15 protein-coding genes and 2 tRNA genes are annotated in these 20,289 nt (G+C 71.9%); 5 read left to right on the top strand and 12 right to left on the bottom strand.

Annotated features, from left to right (window positions below):
• Positions 1-88: 88 nt before the first annotated feature.
• Both AC4D2O_RS17705 and AC4D2O_RS17700 read left to right on the top strand, forming a co-directional pair.
• A complete protein-coding gene (locus tag AC4D2O_RS17705; protein WP_490908683.1) occupies positions 89-3,619 on the top strand; it encodes a proline dehydrogenase family protein in 3,531 nt (1,176 codons plus the stop codon).
• A 193-nt stretch (positions 3,620-3,812) separates the two neighbouring features.
• On the top strand, positions 3,813-4,898 hold the full coding sequence (locus AC4D2O_RS17700; RefSeq protein WP_490908682.1) for a YeiH family protein: 1,086 nt from the start codon (positions 3,813-3,815) through the stop codon (positions 4,896-4,898).
• A gap of 8 nt (positions 4,899-4,906) precedes the next feature.
• On the opposite strand, the gene AC4D2O_RS17695 is transcribed toward AC4D2O_RS17700, so the two are convergent.
• The 6 genes from AC4D2O_RS17695 to leuC form a co-directional block, all read right to left on the bottom strand.
• Positions 4,907-6,049 (bottom strand): D-alanine--D-alanine ligase family protein, encoded by a 1,143-nt coding sequence (locus AC4D2O_RS17695; protein ID WP_490908681.1) that lies wholly within the window; start codon positions 6,047-6,049, stop codon positions 4,907-4,909.
• A complete protein-coding gene (locus AC4D2O_RS17690; RefSeq protein WP_490908680.1) occupies positions 6,046-7,089 on the bottom strand; it encodes an NAD(P)H-dependent glycerol-3-phosphate dehydrogenase in 1,044 nt (347 codons plus the stop codon). Before AC4D2O_RS17690 ends, AC4D2O_RS17695 begins: the two co-directional genes overlap by 4 nt.
• Complete coding sequence (locus tag AC4D2O_RS17685) at positions 7,086-7,868, bottom strand: lysophospholipid acyltransferase family protein (RefSeq protein ID WP_490908679.1); 783 nt, start codon at positions 7,866-7,868, stop codon at positions 7,086-7,088. Before AC4D2O_RS17685 ends, AC4D2O_RS17690 begins: the two co-directional genes overlap by 4 nt.
• Positions 7,869-7,881: 13 nt before the next feature.
• Positions 7,882-9,231 carry a UDP-N-acetylglucosamine 1-carboxyvinyltransferase gene (murA, locus tag AC4D2O_RS17680; RefSeq protein WP_490908678.1) on the bottom strand — a complete coding sequence of 450 codons (1,350 nt, stop codon included), beginning with the start codon at positions 9,229-9,231 and terminating at the stop codon, positions 7,882-7,884.
• A gap of 221 nt (positions 9,232-9,452) precedes the next feature.
• Positions 9,453-10,052 (bottom strand): 3-isopropylmalate dehydratase small subunit, encoded by a 600-nt coding sequence (leuD, locus tag AC4D2O_RS17675; RefSeq protein WP_490908677.1) that lies wholly within the window; start codon positions 10,050-10,052, stop codon positions 9,453-9,455.
• Positions 10,053-10,061: 9 nt separating this feature from the next.
• On the bottom strand, positions 10,062-11,531 hold the full coding sequence (gene leuC, locus AC4D2O_RS17670; RefSeq protein ID WP_490908676.1) for a 3-isopropylmalate dehydratase large subunit: 1,470 nt from the start codon (positions 11,529-11,531) through the stop codon (positions 10,062-10,064).
• A gap of 139 nt (positions 11,532-11,670) precedes the next feature.
• Here leuC and AC4D2O_RS17665 point away from each other — a divergent pair, with 139 nt between their 5' ends.
• The 3 genes from AC4D2O_RS17665 (at position 11,671) to AC4D2O_RS17655 (ending at position 13,684) form a co-directional block, all read left to right on the top strand.
• Positions 11,671-12,390 (top strand): IclR family transcriptional regulator, encoded by a 720-nt coding sequence (locus AC4D2O_RS17665; protein WP_334210286.1) that lies wholly within the window; start codon positions 11,671-11,673, stop codon positions 12,388-12,390.
• A 1-nt stretch (position 12,391) separates the two neighbouring features.
• The gene (locus AC4D2O_RS17660) at positions 12,392-12,955 is read left to right on the top strand and encodes a DUF1697 domain-containing protein (protein ID WP_490908673.1); all 564 of its coding nucleotides are present in this window, start codon (positions 12,392-12,394) and stop codon (positions 12,953-12,955) included.
• Between the two features lie 81 nt (positions 12,956-13,036).
• The gene (locus tag AC4D2O_RS17655; RefSeq protein ID WP_490908672.1) at positions 13,037-13,684 is read left to right on the top strand and encodes an MBL fold metallo-hydrolase; all 648 of its coding nucleotides are present in this window, start codon (positions 13,037-13,039) and stop codon (positions 13,682-13,684) included.
• Positions 13,685-13,762: 78 nt separating this feature from the next.
• On the opposite strand, the gene AC4D2O_RS17650 is transcribed toward AC4D2O_RS17655, so the two are convergent.
• From AC4D2O_RS17650 to gltX, 6 genes are all read right to left on the bottom strand, one after another.
• Positions 13,763-15,640, bottom strand: a complete 1,878-nt coding sequence (locus AC4D2O_RS17650; RefSeq protein WP_490908670.1) for a GTPase — start codon at positions 15,638-15,640, stop codon at positions 13,763-13,765.
• Positions 15,637-17,442 carry a dynamin family protein gene (locus AC4D2O_RS17645; protein WP_490908669.1) on the bottom strand — a complete coding sequence of 602 codons (1,806 nt, stop codon included), beginning with the start codon at positions 17,440-17,442 and terminating at the stop codon, positions 15,637-15,639. Before AC4D2O_RS17645 ends, AC4D2O_RS17650 begins: the two co-directional genes overlap by 4 nt.
• A 139-nt stretch (positions 17,443-17,581) precedes the next feature.
• Positions 17,582-17,654 (bottom strand) — tRNA-Glu (locus AC4D2O_RS17640).
• Positions 17,655-17,721: 67 nt separating this feature from the next.
• A tRNA-Gln gene (locus tag AC4D2O_RS17635) sits at positions 17,722-17,793 on the bottom strand.
• 70 nt (positions 17,794-17,863) lie between these two features.
• Complete coding sequence (locus tag AC4D2O_RS17630; RefSeq protein ID WP_490908668.1) at positions 17,864-18,649, bottom strand: HAD family hydrolase; 786 nt, start codon at positions 18,647-18,649, stop codon at positions 17,864-17,866.
• Positions 18,650-18,706: 57 nt separating this feature from the next.
• Positions 18,707-20,215, bottom strand: a complete 1,509-nt coding sequence (gene gltX, locus AC4D2O_RS17625) for a glutamate--tRNA ligase (protein ID WP_490908667.1) — start codon at positions 20,213-20,215, stop codon at positions 18,707-18,709.
• Positions 20,216-20,289 lie beyond the last annotated feature (74 nt).

Below are 20,289 nucleotides of genomic sequence, written 5' to 3'. Positions count from 1 at the left end.
ATCATCGCTTCTCCTAATCGTACGGCGGCCCGATACTGGGGAGTAAATAGCTGCGCCGGCGTAAGCCGTCCGATCGAAAGCCTGTGCCATGACAACCCAGATCCCGCGCCTCGACGGCGTCGCCGCTCCGGCACCCCGGAACGCGTCGCCCGCCCGTACGGAGGAGCCCGGCGTGACCCGCCGGTTCTCCGCCGCTCCCGGCGGCACCACCGACATCCCGGCCCACCTTCCGGACGAAGCGGTCGCCCTCGTGCGCCGATGGCTCACCGAGGCGGCGAAGGTGCCGGTCGATGCGTCGGCGAAACAGCTCGCCGGAGTCCTCAAGGACCCGGACGGGCTCGCCTTCACGGTCGGCTTCGTCGACGGCGTCATCCGCCCCGAGGACCTGTCCGTTGCCGCCCGCAACCTCGCCGCGATCGCGCCGAAGGTGCCGAAGTTCCTCCCCTGGTACATGCGCTCCGCCGTCACGGTGGGCGCCGCCGTCGCGCCCGTCCTGCCGCAGGTCGTCATCCCCGTCGCCCGCCGCGTGCTGCGCGAGATGGTGGGGCACCTCATCATCGATGCCTCCGACGCCCGCCTCGGCCGCTCCATCGGCAGGATCAGGCGCGAGGGGATCCGCCTCAACGTGAATCTCCTCGGCGAGGCGGTCCTCGGGGACCATGAGGCCGAACGCCGCCTGCAGGGCACCGTCCGCCTGCTCGAGCGCCCCGACGTCGACTACGTGTCCATCAAGGTGTCCTCCACCGTGGCCCCGCACCCCGCCTGGGCCTTCGAGGAGGCCGTGCAGCACGTCGCCGAGAAGCTCGCTCCCCTGTATGCTCTGGCCGCCCGCGCGGAGCAGCCGAAGTTCATCAACCTCGACATGGAGGAGTACAAGGACCTCGACCTCACGATCGCGGTCTTCATGGAGATCCTGGACCGGCCCGAGTTCAGGCACCTCGAGGCGGGCATCGTCCTCCAGGCGTACCTGCCCGACTCCCTCGCCGCCATGATCCGCCTGCAGGAGTGGGCCGCGGCCCGCCGCGCCGCCGGGGGCGCCGGCATCAAGGTCCGCGTGGTCAAGGGCGCCAACCTGCCCATGGAGCAGGTCGAGGCATCCCTCCACGACTGGCCGCTGGCCACCTGGGGGTCCAAGCAGGACTCCGACACGCACTACAAGCGCGTGCTCAACTACGCGCTGCAGCCCGGCCGTGTCGACAACGTGCGCGTCGGCGTCGCCGGCCACAACCTGTTCGACCTCGCCTTCGCGTGGCTGCTCGCCGGCGAGCGCGGCGTCCGTGACGGCATCGAGTTCGAGATGCTCCTCGGCATGGCGCAGGGCCAGGCGGAAGCGGTCCGCCGCGACGTCGGCTCCCTCCTCCTCTACACGCCAGTGGTGCACCCGAGCGAGTTCGACGTCGCCATCGCCTACCTGATCCGGCGCCTCGAGGAGGGGGCGAGCCAGGACAACTTCATGTCCGCCGTGTTCGAGCTCTCCGAGAACGAGGCGCTGTTCGACCGCGAGAAGGGCCGATTCCTCGCCTCACTCGCGGAGCTGGACACCTCGGTCCCCGGACCGAACCGCCGGCAGGACCGCACCGTCCCCGCCGAGCCGCACCCGGGCACCGGCTTCACGAACACCCCGGACACCGATCCCTCCCTGCCCGTCAACCGCACCTGGGGGCGGGCGATCCTCGACCGCGCGGCCACCTCGGAGCTGGGCAACGACCTCGTGGCCGACACCACGCTCACCCGCGCCGAGGAGCTCGAGGACACGATCGCCGGCGCCGTCCGCGCCTCCGCCTCCTGGGGGTCCCTCGGCGGTGCGGAACGCGCCGCGATCCTGCACCGCGCGGGCGACGCCCTCGAGGCCCGGCGGGCCGAGCTCATGGAGGTCATGGCCGCCGAGACCGGCAAGACCCTCGAGCAGGCGGATCCCGAGATCTCCGAGGCCGTCGATTTCGCCCACTACTACGCCGAACGCGCCCGCGAGCTCGACGACGTCGACGGGGCCGCCTTCTCCCCCGTCCGGCTCACCGTCGTGACGCCGCCGTGGAACTTCCCGGTCGCCATCCCCGCCGGCTCCACACTGGCCGCGCTCGCCGCCGGATCCGCCGTCATCATCAAGCCCGCGTCCCAGGCGCGCCGATCCGGGTCCGTCATGATCGACGCGCTGTGGGCCGCGGGCGTGCCGCGCGAGGTGCTGCGCCTGGTGCAGGTCGAGGAGGGGGACCTCGGGCGCCAGCTCATCGCGGATCCCCGCGTGGACCGGGTCATCCTGACCGGCGGCTACGAGACGGCCGAGCTGTTCCGCTCCTTCCGCACCGACCTCCCCCTGCTCGCCGAGACCTCCGGCAAGAACGCCATCATCGTCACCCCGAGCGCGGATCTCGACCTCGCGGCGCGGGACGTGGCGCAGTCGGCCTTCGGCCACGCGGGCCAGAAGTGCTCAGCCGCCTCCCTCGTGATCCTCGTGGGCAGTGCGGCCAGGTCGCAGCGCTTCCGCAACCAGCTGCTCGACGCCGTCGCCTCGCTGTCCGTCGGATACCCGACGGACCCGGCCACGCAGATGGGTCCGGTGATCGAGCCTGCCACCGGGAAGCTGCTGGACGGCCTGACGACGCTCGGCGAGGGCGAGTCCTGGCTCCTCGAGCCCCGGCGCCTCGACGACTCGGGGCGCCTGTGGAGCCCGGGTATCCGGGCTGGCGTGAAGCGCGGATCCACCTACCACCTCACCGAGTACTTCGGACCGATCCTCGGTGTAATGACTGCCGCGACCCTCGAGGAGGCCATCGCGCTGCAGAACGACATCGACTACGGCCTCACCTCCGGCATCCACTCGCTCGACAGCCGCGAGATCGCCGCCTGGATCGACGGGGTGCAGGCGGGCAACCTCTACATCAACCGCGGCATCACCGGGGCGATCGTGCAGCGCCAGCCCTTCGGCGGCTGGAAGAAGTCGGCGGTCGGCGCCGGCACCAAGGCCGGTGGACCCAACTACCTCGTGGGCCTCGGCACCTGGTCGCCGCGGGAGGCCCGGGTCCAGGGCGGCGCCCTGCCCGTCGTCGCGCCCCTGCTGGCGGCCGCCCGGTCCGCCGGCCTGCCCGACGACGACGTGGCCCGCCTCGCCCGCGCCGCCGCCTCGGACGCTGCAGCATGGAACAGCGAGTTCGGCGAGGTGCGGGACGTCTCGGCCCTCGCCGCCGAGCGGAACCTCTTCCGCTACCTCCCCCACCCCGTGACCGTGCGCCTGGCGGAAGGGGCTCCCGTCGCCGACCTCGTCCGCGTGCTGCTCGCCGCGGGGGCCACCGGCGCGCCGGTAGCCGTCTCCTCCGCCGTCGATCTCCCGACCGGGCTGCGTGCAGCCCTCACGGAGAACGTCGAGGGTGTCACCGTCGAGGACGACGCCGCCTGGCTGGCCCGTGCGGCGACCCTGCCCCTGCGTCGCGTGCGGCTCGTCGGCGGCGGGGCCTCTGCCCTCGCCGCCGTGACGGGCGGCCGGCCCGACCTCGCGGTGTACGCGCAGCCCGTCACGGAATCGGGGAGGATCGAGCTGCTGCCGTTCCTGCAGGAGCAGGCCATCAGCATCACCGCCCACCGCTTCGGGACGCCCAACGCCCTGACCGACGCACTGATCTAGCGGCACGGCCCGCACGGCACCTCGCTCCCCCCGGGGCGAGGTGCCGTCGTTCCTGGTTCCTGGCCCGGCTGCGGCCCGTCCGCACGACGTGCCGGGCTGCGGTCCACTGCTCCCGGGTGGACCCGGGGCGGCGTCGCCCCGTGGAACAATAATCGGAAGCACCCTCCGTCACCGAGCCCGGAAGCCATCGACCATGCACCCTGCCCCCTCCGGGCGCGCCGCCGCGCTGTGGGCACGCGCCGGTGCACTGGTGCCGGGGCTGGCGGTGGTCGCCGTGGGCGTCGCCGTCGCCGTCTGGCTGGGGTCGGTGCAGTCCCTCTTCGGCTCCCTGGTCCTCGCGCTCGTCCTCGGGGTCCTGCTCGGTAATTCCGGCCGGTACACCACAGCACTCCGGCCGGGCGTGACGACGGGCACCAGGAAGCTCCTGCGCGCCGGCGTCGTGCTGCTTGGTCTTCAGCTCGCGCTGCCCGACATCGTGGAGCTCGGCCTCCCGGTCCTCGGCCTGATCGTCGCGTGCGTGACGCTGAGCTACATCGCAACGCTCCACCTCGGCCTGCGGCTGGGCCTCACGCGTGCCGGTGCCACGCTCATGGCTGCCGGCTTCTCCATCTGCGGCGCGTCCGCCATCGTCGGCCTCCAGGGCGTCGTGGACGCCGACGACGACGAGACCGCCGGCGCCGTCGCGATGGTCACGCTCTACGGCTCGCTCATGATCGTGGTGCTGCCCGTGCTCGGCGGTCTGCTCAGGCTGCCCGAGGACCGTTTCGGGCTGTGGGCCGGGCTGGCCGTCCACGAGGTCGCGCAGGTCGTCGCCGTGGCCGGTACCGCCGGGGTGACGGCGCTGGCCGTCGCCACCGTGGTCAAACTCGGTCGGGTGCTGATGCTCGCGCCGGTCGCCGCGGTGGCGTCCCTCGGGGAACGACGTCGCGCTGCCGCCCCGGCCGACGTCCATCGTCCGACCGCAGCACGGGACGCCGGCCCGGAGGGCCCGGAGAAGCCGGTTCGCCCGGAGGATTCCCGTCCACCCGTGGTGCCGCTCTTCGTGCTGGGGTTCCTGGCGATGGTGGCCGTCCGCTCGCTCGGGATCCTCCCCGATCCGGTGCTCGAGGGCAGCCGTACACTCACCACCGTCCTGCTGGCCGCGGGGATGTTCGGCCTCGGGGCCGGGATCGACGTCCGCCGCCTGGCGCGCACCGGGCGGCGCTTCGCCGTCGTGGGTGCGCTCTCGACCGTCCTGCTCGCGGGAGGCTCGCTGCTCGGGGTGCTCCTGCTGGCGTGACCTGCGGGTCAGCGCAGGCCGGTGGTGCGGCTGAGCGCGAGCCCGATCAGCTCGTCGATCAGCTCGGTGTAGCCGAGGCCCGACTTGGCCCACATCTGCGGGTACATGCTGATGGGCGTGAAGCCGGGCATGGTGTTGATCTCGTTGATGACCAGGCGGCCATCGGGGGTGTAGAAGAAGTCGACCCGTGAGAGCCCTTCGCCGCCGATCGCCTCGAACGCCTCCCCGGCGAGCAGTTGCACGCGCTCGAGGACGTCGGGGGGCAGGTCGGCGGGGCAGGAGAGCTCGGCCGCGGCGCCGTCGACGTACTTGGCCTCGAAGTCGTACCAGGCGTGGTCGCCGGGCTGGACGGCGATCTCGCCCGGCAGTGACGTGCGCGGCGCCTCCAGGCCGCGTCCCTGCAGGACGGCCACCTCGATCTCGCGGCCCTCGATCCCCGCCTCGACGACCACCTTCGGGTCGAAGACCCGGGCGGCCTCGACGGCGGCACGGAGACCTGCCGCATCGTCGACCCGGCTGATGCCCATGGACGACCCCGCGCGGGACGGCTTGACGAACAGCGGGAAGCCGAGGCCCTCGGCGCGCCCGAGGCAGGCGTCGGGGTCGAGGCGCCACTGGCGATCGGTGATCACCTCGTGGGGTCCCACCTCGAGCCCGGCGGCCGCGAAGACCACCTTCATGTAGTGCTTGTCCATGCCGACGGCGGACGCCAGCACACCGGCCCCGACGTACCGCATGTCGGCCATCTCCAGCATGCCCTGGAGGGTGCCGTCCTCACCGAACGGTCCGTGCAGCAGCGGCAGCACCACGTCGACGCCACCCAGGCTCTCGGGGACGGATCCGGGCGCCGCGAGGAGCAGCTCCTGGCCGGAACCATCGCCGGTCGCCGACCCCATGACCACGGCCTGGTCGGTCGCGGTGACCTCGGGCAGCACGTCGGAGCGCAGTGACCACGCGGACGGGTCCGCGGAGACGAGCGACCACTGGCCGGACTTCGTGATGCCCACGGGCACGACGTCGTAGCGGGACCGGTCGATCGCCTCGAGGACACCGGCGGCGGTGACGCAGCTGACGGCGTGCTCGCTCGAACGGCCCCCGAAGAGCACGAGGACGCGGGGCTTGCGGGAGGGGGCGGACGTCTCGGTGGTCACGTGGCGGGGTTGCCTTCCGGCTTGAGGTTGCGGGACAGCAGGCGCGGTCCGAGGTCGTTGACGGACAGGCGCCCCTGGAGGACGGCCACCACGCTCTCGGTGATGGGCATGTCCACGCCGAGTTTCGTGGCGGAGTCGAGGACGGCGTGGGCCGACTTGATGCCCTCCGCGGTCTGGTTCATGCGCACCGTGACCTGCTCGAGCGTGAGGCCCTGGCCCAGCAGGTGGCCTGCGGTGTGGTTGCGCGACAGGGCCGAGGAACAGGTGGCGATCAGGTCGCCCATCCCTGCGAGCCCCGCCAGCGTCTCGGGCTTGCCGCCGAGTGCCACCGCGAGGCGTGTGGTCTCGGCGAGGCCGCGGGTGATGACGGAGGCCTTCGTGTTGTCGCCCATGCGCCGGCCCTCGCAGATGCCGACGGCGAGGGCGATCACGTTCTTGACGATCCCGCCGATCTCCACGCCGATCACGTCGGTGGAGGTGTAGGGGCGGAAGTAGGAGGCCGTGCACGCCGCGGCGATCCACGTGGCGGTGTCGTGGTCCGGGCAGGCGACGACGGACGCCGTCGGCTCCTCGCGGGCGATCTCCATGGCGAGGTTGGGCCCGGACAGCACGGCGATGCGTTCCGCCGGCAGCCCGAGCTCCTCGGCGATGACCTCGCTCATGCGCGCGTCGGTGCCGACCTCGAGGCCCTTCATGAGGGAGACCACGACGGCGGTGGCCGGGATGAGCGGGCGCCAGGCCGGGAGCTGCGCCCGGAGGGTCTGGGCCGGCACGGCGATGACCACGAGGCTGCTCCCCGCCAGCACCGTTTCCACGTCCGTGGATGCGGAGACGTTCGACGGGAGCCGCGTGTCACCGAGGTACCGGGAGTTGCGGTGCTCCGCGGTGATCTCGTCGGCCACCTCGGCCCGGCGCGACCAGAGCATCACCGTCGTCTCGGCGGCGGCATCGGCGACGACCTTCGCGAACGTCGTCCCCCAACTGCCGGAGCCGAGCACGGCGATCTTCGCGGGCGGTGCCGTCCTGGAGTCCCCGGTCATGACCGTCCTCCGTGGCGCGACGCATCCGGGTCGTCATCCGCGCTCTCGCCGCGGCGGCCGAGACCCTTCTGCTGCTTCTGCGCCGGGTCCCAGCGCTCCGCGGGCGGCTGCTCGCCGCGCAGTTCGGCCAGCAGGGCCGTGATGGCATCGAGGATGCGCTCGGTGGCGGCGTCGAGCGTGGTCTTCGTCAGGGGCGCGCCGTGGAGGTCGGAGAGGTCGACGGGGTCGCCGACGAGCACGCGCGAGCGCTTGCGCGGGAAGAGGTAGAAGCGCTTGGCGTAGCGGGGGAACACCTCGTGGGCACCCCAGTGCGCGACCGGCACCACGGGAACTCCGGTCTGGAGCGCCAGGCGCGCCGCTCCCGTGTGGCCCTTCATGGGCCACATGTCGGGGTCCCTCGTGAGCGTTCCCTCGGGGTAGATGATGATGCCGCCGCCGTCGGCGAGTGCTTCGCGGGCCGCTTCGAGGGAGCGGTTGGCGCCCGCCGAGCTACGCTCCACCGGGATCTGCTGGATGGTGCGCAGGATGGACCCGATCACGGGCACCTTGAACAGCGACGCCTTCGCGAGGAAATGCGGCATGACGCCCTGGTTATACAGGAAGTGCGCCACGACGACCGGGTCGATCTCCGTGACGTGGTTCGGGCACACGATCATGCCCGTCCCGCGGGGCAGCTTCTCCTGCCCGTGCCATTCCTTGGCCATGAGCACGTTCATGGTCGGCCTCACCCAGGCGGCGAGGAACGTGAACATCGCGCGTGAGCCCCGTGACTCCCCCATCTGTCCGGGCCGCCTAGGAGAAGACCGCGGCGGGAACCGGGGCGTCCTCCGAGACGTCGAAGTCCGCACCCAGGCCCTCGAGCTTGTCCTGGAAGCGCTCGTAGCCGCGGTTGATGAGCTCGATCCCGGTGACGCGCGAGACGCCGTCGGCCGCGAGGGCCGCGATGAGGTGGCTGAAGCCGCCGCGCAGGTCGGGGATGTCGATGTCCGCGCCGCGCAGCTGCGTGGGCCCGGAGATGACGGCGGAGTGAAGGAAGTTGCGCTGCCCGAAACGGCACGGGACGCTGCCCAGGCACTCGCGGTGCAGCTGGATGTTGGCGCCCATGCGGATCAGCGCCTCCGTGAAGCCGAAGCGCTGCTCGTAGACCGTCTCGTGCACTATCGACACGCCGGACGCCTGCGTCAGGGCCACGACTAGGGGCTGCTGCCAGTCGGTCATGAAGCCGGGGTGCACGTCGGTCTCCAGCACCAGCGGCTTCAGCGCCCCTCCCGGGTGGTAGAAGCGGATGCCGTCGTCGTCCACGTCGAAGGCACCACCGATCTTCCGGTAGGTGTTGAGGAACGCGGTGAGGTCGAGCTGGCGTGCGCCCTCCACGTAGATGTCGCCCTTCGTGACCAGCGCTGCGGATGCCCAGGATGCCGTCTCGTTGCGGTCGGAGATGGCCTTGTGGTTGTACCCGGTCAGCTCCGCGACGCCCTCGATCCGGATGACGCGGTCGGTCTGCACGGTGATGATCGCGCCCATCTTCTGCAGCACGGCGATGAGGTCCATGATCTCGGGCTCGACGGCGGCACCGGAGAGTTCGGTGATGCCCTCTGCGCGGATGGCCGTGAGCAGCACCTGCTCCGTCGCGCCGACGCTCGGGTACGGAAGGGTGAGCTTCGCCCCGTGGAGGCCCTTGGGCGCGGAGATGGAGATGCCGCCGGGGCGCTTGTCGACGACGGCGCCGAAGTTGCGGAGGACCTCGAGGTGGTAGTCGATCGGGCGGTCGCCGATCTTGCAGCCGCCGAGGTCGGGGATGAAGGCCTCGCCGATGCTGTGCATGAGGGGCCCGCAGAAGAGGATGGGGATGCGCGAGTCGCCGGCGTGGGCGTCGATGTCCTTGGACATCGCCATCTTCGCGTTGACCGGGTCCATGGTGAGGTCGCCCGTCACCGGGTCCTTGGTCACCGTCACGCCGTGCAGCTGCAGGAGGCTCGTGACGACGTCGACGTCCTTGATCTCCGGGACGTTGCGCAGGATCGACGGCGTGTTGCCCAGGAGGGAGGCGACCATGGCCTTCGGCACCAGGTTCTTCGCACCGCGGACGGAGACTTTGCCGGTCAGCGGGATGCCGCCGCGGATGGTCAGAACGCTACCCATGAATACCTATTTTCCTCATACGTTTAACCCCCGCGGACTCGAAAATGCTCGTTCCAAGCATAGGAGCACCGCGCGGCAGACAGAAATACAAGGGTACGACGTGCACTCCCTGTTGCTGAGGAAGAACCGGTGCGGGTGGGTCGTCATTCCTTCCGGGCCCGGATTGGGACGTGAGACGCGTTACACCCGCGCCGCGCCCGGGTGCGCGGACCCGCGCAGGGTCAGGTGCGCGCGGGCAGCGTGGTGGGCTTCCAGGACGGCCTGCCGGCCTCGAACGCCGTGATGTGCTCCTCCTGGCGGAGGGTCAGGCCGATGTCGTCGAGGCCCTCCAGCAGGCGCCACCGCGTGTAGTCGTCGATCTGGAAGGGCGCGCTCACCGGCCCGCACTGGACACTGCGGGACACGAGGTCCACCGTCACCGTGGCGCCCGGCTCGTTCTCGAGGATCTTCCAGATGAGCTCGATGTCGTCCTGCGCCACCTGCGCCGCCACGAGTCCCTGCTTGCCCGAATTGCCGCGGAAGATGTCCGCGAACCTCGAGGACAGCACGGCCCGGAAGCCGTAGTCCTTCAGTGCCCAGACGGCGTGTTCGCGGGACGACCCGGTGCCGAAGTCGGGGCCCGCGACGAGCACGGTGCCGCGGGAGTAGGGCTCGCGGTTGAGGATGAAGTCCTCCTCCTTGCGCCAGCCGGCGAACAGCGCGTCCTCGAACCCGGTGCGCGTGATGCGCTTCAGGTACACGGCGGGGATGATCTGATCGGTGTCGATGTTGCTCTGGCGCAGCGGGACGCCGATGCCGGTGTGCGTGGTGATCTTCTCCATGGCGGGCTCCTAGGCGGCGGGGACGGTGGAGGCAGGAGCGGCGTGCGCGCCCGTGCCGGGCTGCGGGGCGAGGTCCGACGGCGAACTCAGGGTGCCGCGCACGGCGGTGGCGGCCGCGACGACGGGCGAGACGAGGTGTGTGCGCCCGCCCTTGCCCTGGCGTCCCTCGAAGTTCCGGTTCGACGTCGACGCGCACCGCTCCCCCGGAGCGAGCTGGTCGGGGTTCATGCCGAGGCACATGGAGCAGCCGGCGAACCGCCACTCGGCACCGAAGTCCTGGAACACGCGGTCCAGTCCCTCGGCCTCGGCCTGCAGGCGCACGCGCGCCGACCCCGGGACCACCATCATCCGCACGGCGGGATCCTTCTGGCGTCCCCGGATGATGTCGGCGGCGATGCGGAGGTCCTCGATGCGGCTGTTGGTGCAGGAGCCGAGGAAGACGGTGTCCACCCGGATGTCCTTCATGGGCGTGCCCGGCTCGAGGGCCATGTAGTCCAGCGCCCGGCTGCAGGCCGCCTTGTCGTTCTCGTCGTCGAAGTCGTCGGGCGAGGGCACGGCCTGGGAGAGCGAGACACCCTGGCCGGGGTTCGTGCCCCACGTGACGAACGGCTCGAGCTCGCTCGCGTCGAGGAACACCTCGGCGTCGAAGACCGCGTCGTCGTCGGTGCGCAGTTCCCGCCAGTCGGCGACAGCGGCGTCCCAGTCCGCGCCCTCGGGAGCGTGGGGGCGGCCCTTGAGGTACTCGAAGGTCGTCTCGTCCGGGGCCACCATGCCCGCGCGCGCCCCTGCCTCGATGGACATGTTGCAGATGGTCATGCGCGCTTCCATGGACAGGGCGCGGATGGCCGAGCCCCGGTACTCGAGGACGTAGCCCTGCCCGCCTCCGGTGCCGATCTTGGCGATGACCGCGAGGATGATGTCCTTGGACGTGACGCCGGGCTTCAGGGTCCCCTCGACGGTGATGCCCATGGTCCGGAACGGCTTCAGCGAGAGCGTCTGGGTGGCCATGACGTGCTCCACCTCGGAGGTCCCGATCCCCATCGCGAGCGCGCCGAAGGCCCCATGGGTCGAGGTGTGGGAGTCGCCGCAGACGACGGTCAGGCCGGGCTGTGTGAGCCCGAGCTGCGGTCCCACCACGTGGACGATGCCCTGCTCGGCGTCTCCCAGCGAGTGCAGGCGGACGCCGAACTCGCGGCAGTTGGCGCGGAGGGTCTCGATCTGCGTGCGGCTGGTGAGGTCGGCGATCGGCTTGTCGATGTCCAGCGTGGGCGTGTTGTGGTCCTCGGTGGCGATCGTCAGGTCGGGCCGGCGGAGCGGTCGCCCGGCGAGGCGGAGACCCTCGAACGCCTGCGGCGAGGTCACCTCGTGGACCAGGTGCAGGTCGATGTAGAGGAGATCGGGCTGCGCCTCCGCGCCGACGACGTCGCCCTTGCGGACCACGTGCGCGTCCCAGACCTTCTCTGCCAGTGTCTTGCCCATGGCGACCGTCCTTCTCTGTTCCGGCGGACCGGGCCCGGTGGGGCTCGGCAGGACCAATGGCTGCTACTCAACCAGCGCCCGGCGACGAGAGCCAGCCCGACGGGTTGCGTCTCAGATAATGAGACGGCAGTATCAACCTATGGACAATTCTAGCGGCGTCGGCGTGATCGACAAGGCCGCACTCGTGCTCGACGCCCTCGAGGCCGGCCCCACCACGCTGGCCCAGCTCGTCGCATCGACCGGCCTGGCGCGGCCCACGGTCCACCGCCTCGCCCTGGCCCTCGCCCATCACCGCCTCGTGGGCCGGGACATCCAGGGGCGCTTCGTCCTCGGCAGCAGGCTCGTCGAACTCGCGTCCGCGGCCGGAGAGGACCGCCTGATCGCCGCCGCGGGTCCCGTGCTCCTCGGTCTGCGTGATGCGACGGGCGAGAGCGCCCAGCTGTTCCGCCGGCAGGGCGACTGGCGCGTGTGCGTCGCCTCCGCCGAGCGGCCCGTGGGGCTGCGCGACACCATCCCCGTCGGAACCCAGCTGTCCATGAAGGCCGGTTCGGCAGCCCAGTGCCTGCTCGCGTGGGAGGACCACGACCGCCTCCTCATGGGACTGCAGAACGCGCGGTTCACCCCGACCGTCCTGGCCGGGGTGCGACGGCGCGGATGGGCGCAGAGCCTCGGTGAACGCGAGGCCGGCGTGGCGTCGGTCTCCGCGCCGGTGCGCGGCCCGTCCGGGCGCGTCATCGCGGCCGTTTCGATCTCCGGCCCGATGGAACGCCTCACCCGGCAGCCGGGCCGCATCCACGCGGAGGTCGTCTCCGACGCGGCACGCCAGCTGACGCTCGCCGTCGGATCAGCGGCCGACTGACGTGCCGGAGGACCTCTCCATCGACGCGCCGATACGCCGGTACGCCGTCTTCCTGCGCGGGGTCAATGTCAGCGGGGTGACGGTCCGGATGGCCGGACTGCGCGAGCTGCTCGCGGAGCTTCCCGTGAGCGACGTCGCGACGGTGCTCGCCAGCGGCAACGTCACGTGTTCCTCCGCCCTGGAACCCGCCGCGCTGAAGGACCGCGTCGAGGAGGCGCTGAGCGCCCGCTTCGGCTACACCGCCCGGGTGATCGTCGTCGGGGCCGCCGAGCTCGGTGCGATCAGCGGCTCCGTCCCGCCACCGCCCGACGGCGCCGGCGATGTCCACACCTACGTCACGCTGTTCACCGGGACCGCCGAACTCGCCGCATTCCTCGAGGACGCACGGAGCGCGGACCTGCACCCGGCCGTGCTCGCCGGCGGCACCGCCATCGGGTGGTTCTCCCCGAAGGGGCGGTCCACCGAGGTGCCCCTCGCCCGGCTCCTCGCCCGGGCACGGTACGCGGCGACGTCCACCACCCGGAACATCAACACCCTGGCCAAGGTCCTGCGCCTGCTCGCCTGAAGCACGGCCGGCCGGAGCCCGCTCCGGGTTGGTAGTGTTCGAGCACACACCCAGGACCAGCCGAAGGACCCGAAGGACCCTATGCGCCTCATAGCCCAGGATTGCTACCAGCTCGAACAGCAGAGGGGTTCGCACGGTTTCGTGGTGGCCGGTGCCGGTCGCACGGCGGTCGTCGACCCAGGCATGTCCTCCGGGTTCGACGGCGTGGTCGCCGAGCTCCGCGCCTCCGAGGCGACGACGGGCCCGGTCACCGACATCGTCCTCACGCACTACGACGTCGACCACGCCCAGGCGGCGCAGCGACTCCAGGAGACCCTCGGGGCGACCGTGTGGATCGGCGCCGCCGACGCCGACATCCTCCGCGGCCGCACGAGGCCGCGGACCCTGTTCCGAAGGGCGCTGCAGCGCATGGTCCGGGTGGCGCTTCCCGACGGCGCGCAGGAACTCACCGGTTCCGGCGAGATCTTCCCGGGCCTCGAGTACTTCCCGACACCCGGACACACACCCGGTCACTACGCCTACCAGTGGCGCGGGGTGCTCTTCACCGGAGATGCCGCCAGGGTCGCCGCGGACGGCATCGTCGGCGACTTCCCGGTGATCTTCATCAACGACCGGCCGAGGGCGGCGGGCAGCGTCCGGCTGCTCGCCGAGCGCATCGGCGCGGGGTCCGTGGACTGGGTCTGCTCGGGCCACAGCGACGTCGCCAGGGTCACCCGAAGCGACGCCTGACGCCGCCGCAGGTCCGGCGCGGCCGGGGCGGCCGCCGTCGGGTTCCCGCGCCGGAGCAGCCTCCTGCCGGGACGGCGGTCAGGCGACGCGCCGCGCGTCGAGGACGGCGGCACGGAACCGGTTGCACCGGTCCACCTCGTCCTCGACGGGAACGACGGCGACCCCCTCGGCGGCCTGTGCGCACGCGGCCAGGAGCCGCCGTCGTACCCGCGCCGCGCGCCTCGCAGCACCCCACCGGGCGAGCAGCGCCGCGAGGACACCGAGCAGTACGCCCGCGCCCACGCCGCCGAGGATGAGCAGGGTGGGCACGGGGAAGCCCTCCACGCGCGGGACGTCGATGGCGGGCAGCTGGAGGAAACCGAGCACGGCCAGGACGCCGAGCCAGACGAGCCCTGCGACGAGCGCGACGAGGGCGATCCACTGGAGCACACCGAAGATCCCCCACCACGCGCGCCGTCCGGTCTCGAGGTCCGCCGTCGTGACGGCGGAATCGAGCGCGTCCGTGAGGTCGTCGGCGGTACCGCGCGAGGCGTCGCGGATGGAGGTGTGCCAGGGCTCGACGACGCCGCGCGCCACCTCGTCGCCGAAGACGCGCAGCACCTGATCCACCCGCGCGCGCTGGGCCGGCTGGCTGAGGGGAAGTGATGAACGCCGCACCTCGGGCACCACGTCCTGCCGCCGCAGGTTCAGCCGCCGCAGCGGGTCGGCCCGGAATCTCCCCAGCCAGCGTGTGACGGGCCAACCCGTGACCGCGTGCGCATCGCGGCGATACGCCGATCGCACGGCGTCGACCACGACGGGAACGCCGGCCGCCGTGCCCAGCCCCTGCGCGAGCGTGGTCCTCGCCTCGTCCGACGGCGCGGCGACGGGCTGCTCAGCGATGAAGGGCAGGAGCTCGTCCGCGGCCTGCGCGGCGTCGGCCGCGATCCGCCGGGTGGCGGCGGCACGGCCTTCCGCGAGGTCTCTGACCGCCGAGGCGAGCTCCTTCACGCCTCGGCCCGTCAGCGCGGACACCGGGAACACGGCGACGCCCTGCAGACCTTCGCCCGCGAGGATGCCGGCGAGTGACGCCGTGACGTCGTCGAGGTCCTGCTCCTCGAGCCGGTCCGCCTGGTTCAGTGCCACGAGAGTCACCGCGTCGTGGTTCGCGAGGCCGCGCAGGAACCCGTGGTGGAGCGCGGCGTCGGCGTACTTCTGCGGATCGACGACCCAGAGCAGCACGTCCACCTGCCCCGTGAGCCGCTCCACGATCTCGCGGTGCGCGCCGGCCGTCGAGTCGAAGTCCGGGAGGTCGAGGAGGATCAGTCCGGCCCCGGTGCCGGATGCGGCGACAGGCGCCTCGGGCGAAACCTCGGTCCCCGTGGACACCGGCCTGCTCCGCCGCCGCCAGCTCAGCAGTCGCCTTCGGACCGCCGGAGCCTCGCCGCCGGCCGCAGCGCCGAGCGCCGGGGCGTCCGTGTCCACCTCGGGCGCTGCGTGGACCTGCGGACCCGGCGCGTCGCCGATCGGCTGTCCCGCGAGGACAGGAGCCGCAGATGGTTCCTGGCCCGTCCTGGACGGTCCGCCCACGAGCGGAGCGCCCTCGGGCAGCTCGACCCGCTGACGGACCCCGAGCCAGTCGAGCAGCTCGTGGCTCCCCTGCCGTCCCCACACCAGAGCGAGCGGCTCGGAGGTGGTGGGGCGCCGTGCCGCGACCCGCGCGGCTCCGGTGCCGCTCAGGGCGTTCACGAGGGAGGACTTGCCGCTGCCCGTGGGTCCGAAGATCCCGACGACGGTATGGTCCGCCGACAGCGACCGACGCGTCCCTGCGCGATCCAGGGTCGCGTCCAGGCGCGCCACGGCGTCCTCGGGGAGCCGGTCGCGTCCCAGCTCGTAGGCCGTCTGCAGCCGGTCGAGCGCACCCGTGACGGCCTCGGCGAGCGGCACCTCCGCCGTCGCTCCGCGGTGTCGGCTCATGCGCCGTCCTCGACCGCGGTGCGCTGCCCGGGAGGCAGTGCCGTGCGGAGCCGGCGGGCGAGGACCCGCAGCGTCTCGGCCGGCGTCTGGCGGCTCACGGGCTCCAGGCGGCGGTCGAAGGGTTCCCGTTCCCGCCGGAAGAGGCTCTCCGCGCGGGTGGACAGGTTGTCCCGTGCCGTGGCGGTGAGGCGTCGGACGGCGTCGTCGCCGAAGACCGCCTCGAGGAGTTTCTGCCCCGCGATCGCGGAGGCACCGGCGATGCCCACCTCGCCGCCGGTGAGTCCGCCCGTGGAGGCGAAGACCACGACCATCAGCGCCACGGCGATGCCGTTGACCCCGAAGGACAGCATGCGCGCCGTGAAGCGCTTGTCGGCGCCCTCGGCCTGGACGAGCTGCAGGAGGTCCTCCTGCCACGCGCGGATCTCGCGTGCCACCTCGTCCGACACCTCCTCGGCCCGCCATGGTGCCAGGTCCTCGAGCAGCACCCGGCCCGCCGCGTCGGCTCTCCAGCGCCGGCGCGTGGACTCGTCGGCGCGGGCCGCCTGTTCGACGACGACGGTCTGCAGACCGCTGCCGATCGCGTCGGCCACGGTTGCCGCCGGAGCGGGCCGGCCGGTGAAGAACGCACTGACCCGGTCGCGCGCCCTGCCGATCCTCGACTCGAGCCCGCGCATGAACTCGCCCGTGCCGACGAAGTCCTGCCAGCGGGCGAGCACCTCGCCGCGCAGCAGCCTGCCGTCCTCGGTGGCGGCGAGCACGCTCTGCAGTGCATCACGGTAGGCGCCGTCGACGGCCGCACGGAATTCGTCGCCGGCGGCCTGCTCCTGGCCGGCGGCCTCGGCGATCCCGTCGATCCGGTCCGCCAGCGCGCGCATCGCGCCCTGGACGGTACGCCGGGCGATGTCCCGGCGTCCCTCCGCGTCGGCGGCCAGTGCCTGCAGCCAGCGGGTGATCGGCTCGACGGCGGCGGCCGGCAGCATGCTTCCGGACCCGAGCGGGAGTTCCGGGATCACGAAAATGGGAGCGTGCCCGAGGTTCTCGGCGGTCAGGAGGGTCAGCAGATCACTCCTGATCTCCTCCTCCACACCGGGAGGTACGCGATCGAGGACGATCGCGACCAGGACGTCGCGCCGCCCGGCCTCGGCCAGCAGCTTCCACGGCACCGCGTCGGCGTACCTGTTCGCCGTCGTCACGAAGAGCCAGAGGTCCGCCGCCGCGAGGAGCTGGCCGGCGAGCCGCCGGTTCTCGTCGGCGATGGAGTCGACGTCGGGTGCGTCCAGGAGTGCGAGTCCCGACGGCAGCGTGGCCGTGGGGCGCAACAGCAGCGTGTCCGCGCCCTGCGCCGTCGCCGGGTGCGGGCTCCCGGGGGTCGCAGGGGGCGCCGCACCGTCGGTCGCCCGCTCGGGCTCGTCACCGGCCAGACGGACACGACCGAGGGAGGGCAGCACCCGGGCGTCGTCGAACCACGCGGCGTCGTCGGGGTGGTGGAGCAGGAGGGGCCGGCGCGTCGTGGGCCGTACGGCACCCGTGGCCGACACCGGTCGGCCCACGAGGGCGTTGACCAGGGTCGATTTCCCCGCTCCCGTCGAGCCGCCGACGACGGCCACGAGGGGCGCGTCGAGGCTGGCCAGCCGAGGCAGGATGTAGTCGTCGAGCTGTGCGCGGGCGGCGCGGGTCGCAGCGCGCGCGTCCGCTGAGGCAGGCAGGGCCAGGGGGAACGCGAGGTTCTCGAGGGCGCCGTTCACCTCCCGCAGCAGCGGCGGTAGCGCGCGGGCTTCACCGGCCGGGGAGGGTGCGCTCATGGTCCCATCATGCCAGCCGTCCCCCGCCGCCCGGGACCGCGGTGCCGGGCGAACCGACGGCGGACCGACGAGGGATCGCGACGGACCGTTAAAGCAGAACGTCCCGCACATCGTGATGATGTCCGGGACGTTCCAGTTGTGACCCCAGCGGGATTCGAACCCGCGTTACCGCCGTGAGAGGGCAGCGTACTAGGCCGCTATACGATGGGGCCAGTACTTTCCATCCTACTACTTCTTTTTCACTGCTCGTGCCACCCCGTCCGCAAGGACGGGACCGCGCTGGGGTACCAGGACTCGAACCTAGAATGTTGGTACCAGAAACCAGTGTGTTGCCAATTACACCATACCCCAATGGCACTTCCCGAAGGCCCGATCCTAGCTGGGCTCCGGCCGCGTAACCGCTCCGCGCCGAGAAATAACTTTACCGGACGGAGGGCAGGAACTGCAAAACGTCCGCCAGTCCGCCGATGCAGGGCACCTCCGGAGCGGCGGTCGGGACGCCCTCGCGGGCGGACTCCCCCGCATCCTCCGCCACGCCGCTCGAGGGCAGGCCGGCGCCGACCCCCGAGTCCGTCCCGTGCTCCCGGCCGGTCCCCGTGCGGTCGAGCCACACCCCGATCAGTCCGGCTTCCCGGGCGCCCACGGCGTCGATCAGCCGGTTGTCCCCGACGTACAGCGTGCGCGACGGCGTGGCGCCGATGAGGCGGGCTCCCTCGCGGTAGATACCCGGGTCCGGCTTCGCGACCCCCACCGTGTCGATGCCGACGAGCACCCGGATCCGCCGGAGGCCGGCCCGGTCGAGCTTCGCCCGCTGGTAGTCGTGCACGTTGTTGCTCACCGCGCCGTAGGGGATCCCCCGCGCGTCGAGCGCATCCAGCAGCGGGACGACGTCGTCGTAGGCGCGGAAGTGCTGCGGCAGCATCTGCTCGTAGGCCCGCACCCACGCCTCCGCGACGCGCCCGAGGAACGGCTCGGGGGTGAAACCGGCCCGCGCGTGGCGGACGCGGTGCACCCGCTGTTCCTCGAAGGTGAGCTCGCCGGCGAGGAACCGGTCGTAGTGCCTTTGCGGGTCGGTGGTGTACAGCGCCTTGTAGCGCACCCAGTCGTCGTCCCCGAGATGGCTGAGGGCCGGGTCCGGGATGGCCTCCAGGGTGTGCCCCATGGCCTGTTCGAGGTCCACGAGGGTGTCGTCGATGTCGAACAGCACGCCCTCGACGGCACCTCCCCGCGGGGCCGGCGGTCTCGCGTCCGGCGCGGGCACGGTTCAGCCCGCCGTCGCGCGCAGGGCCCGCAGGCGCGCCATCGAGGACTCACGTCCGAGGATCACCATCGACTCGAAGAGCGGGGGCGAGATCCTGCGCCCGGAGATCGCGGTCCGGGCGGGCCCGAACGCGAGTCTCGGCTTCAGACCGAGGGTGTCGACGAGCGCCGCCCGGAGTGCGGCCTGCAGCGACTCGGCGTCCCAGCTGTCCACCCCCTGCAGGGCCTCCAGCGTCGCGTCGAGCACCTCGCCGAGGTTCTCCGGCAGGCCCTTCCGGGCGTCGTCGGCGATATCGACCGCGTCGTCGGCCTTGAACAGGAACCCGAGCATCTCCGGGGCCTCGCCGAGCAGGGAGATGCGTTCCTGGATGAGAGGCGCGGCCTCGGCCACGATGCGCAGCTCGTCCTCGGTGGGGGCGTCGCCGATGACGCCGGCCGCGGTGAGGTACGGCAGCAGGCGGCTGCGGAAATCCGCGGGATCGAGGAGCCGCACGTGCGTGCCGTTGATCGCCTCCGCCTTCTTCAGGTCGAACCGGGCGGGGTTGGCGAGGACGTCGCGCACGTCGAACTTCCCGACGAGCTGCTCCACCGAGAAGATGTCCTCGTCCGCCGAGAGGCTCCACCCGAGCAGCGAGAGGTAGTTGAGCAGGCCCTCCCGGATGAAGCCGCGCTCCCGGTGGAGGAACAGGTTGGATTCGGGATCACGCTTGGACAGCTTCTTGTTGCCCTGGCCCATCACGTACGGCAGGTGTCCGAACAGCGGCATGTACTGAGCGACGCCGATGTCGATCAGCGCGCGGTACAGGGCCACCTGGCGCGGCGTCGAGGACAGCAGGTCCTCCCCGCGCAGCACGTGCGTGATGCCCATGAGGGCGTCGTCGACGGGGTTCACGAGCGTGTAGAGCGGCGCCCCGTTGGCGCGCACGACGGCGAAGTCCGGAACACTGCCCGCGCGGAAGGTGATGTCCCCGCGCACGAGGTCGGTGAAGGTGATGTCCTCGTCCGGCATCCTCAGGCGCAGCACGGCGGGGCGGCCCGCGGACCGGAAGGCGTCCTTCTGCTCCTCGGTCAGGGTGCGGTCGTGATTGTCGTACCCGAGCTTGGGATCACGGCCCGCCGCGCGGTGCCGTTCCTCGACCTCCTCGGGCGTGGAGAACGACTCGTAGAGGTGTCCGGCGGCGACGAGACGGTCGATGACGTCGCGGTAGAGCTCGCCGCGCTGGGACTGGCGGTAGGGCGCATGCGGCCCTCCCACCTCCACGCCCTCGTCCCAGTCGATGCCCAGCCAGGTCATCGCCTCGAGGAGCTGCTGGTAGCTCTCCTCGCTGTCACGGGCGGCGTCGGTGTCCTCGATGCGGAAGACGAGCTTCCCGCCCGTGTGGCGCGCGTACGCCCAGTTGAACAGTGCGGTCCTGATGAGCCCTACGTGCGGGGTGCCGGTCGGGGACGGGCAGAAGCGGACCCGGACGGGCGTGGCATCGGTGACGGTGGGGAGATCTGCGGCAGTAGTCATGATGCTCCCAGTCTAGGTGGGAGCATGCCGGCCGGACGTGCGCCGTCGCGCCCGGTGCGGAGGGCGCGACGGCG

Source organism: Arthrobacter sp. TJ-238 (assembly GCF_058269215.1).
This window is presented reverse-complemented; position numbering and strand designations above follow the sequence as displayed.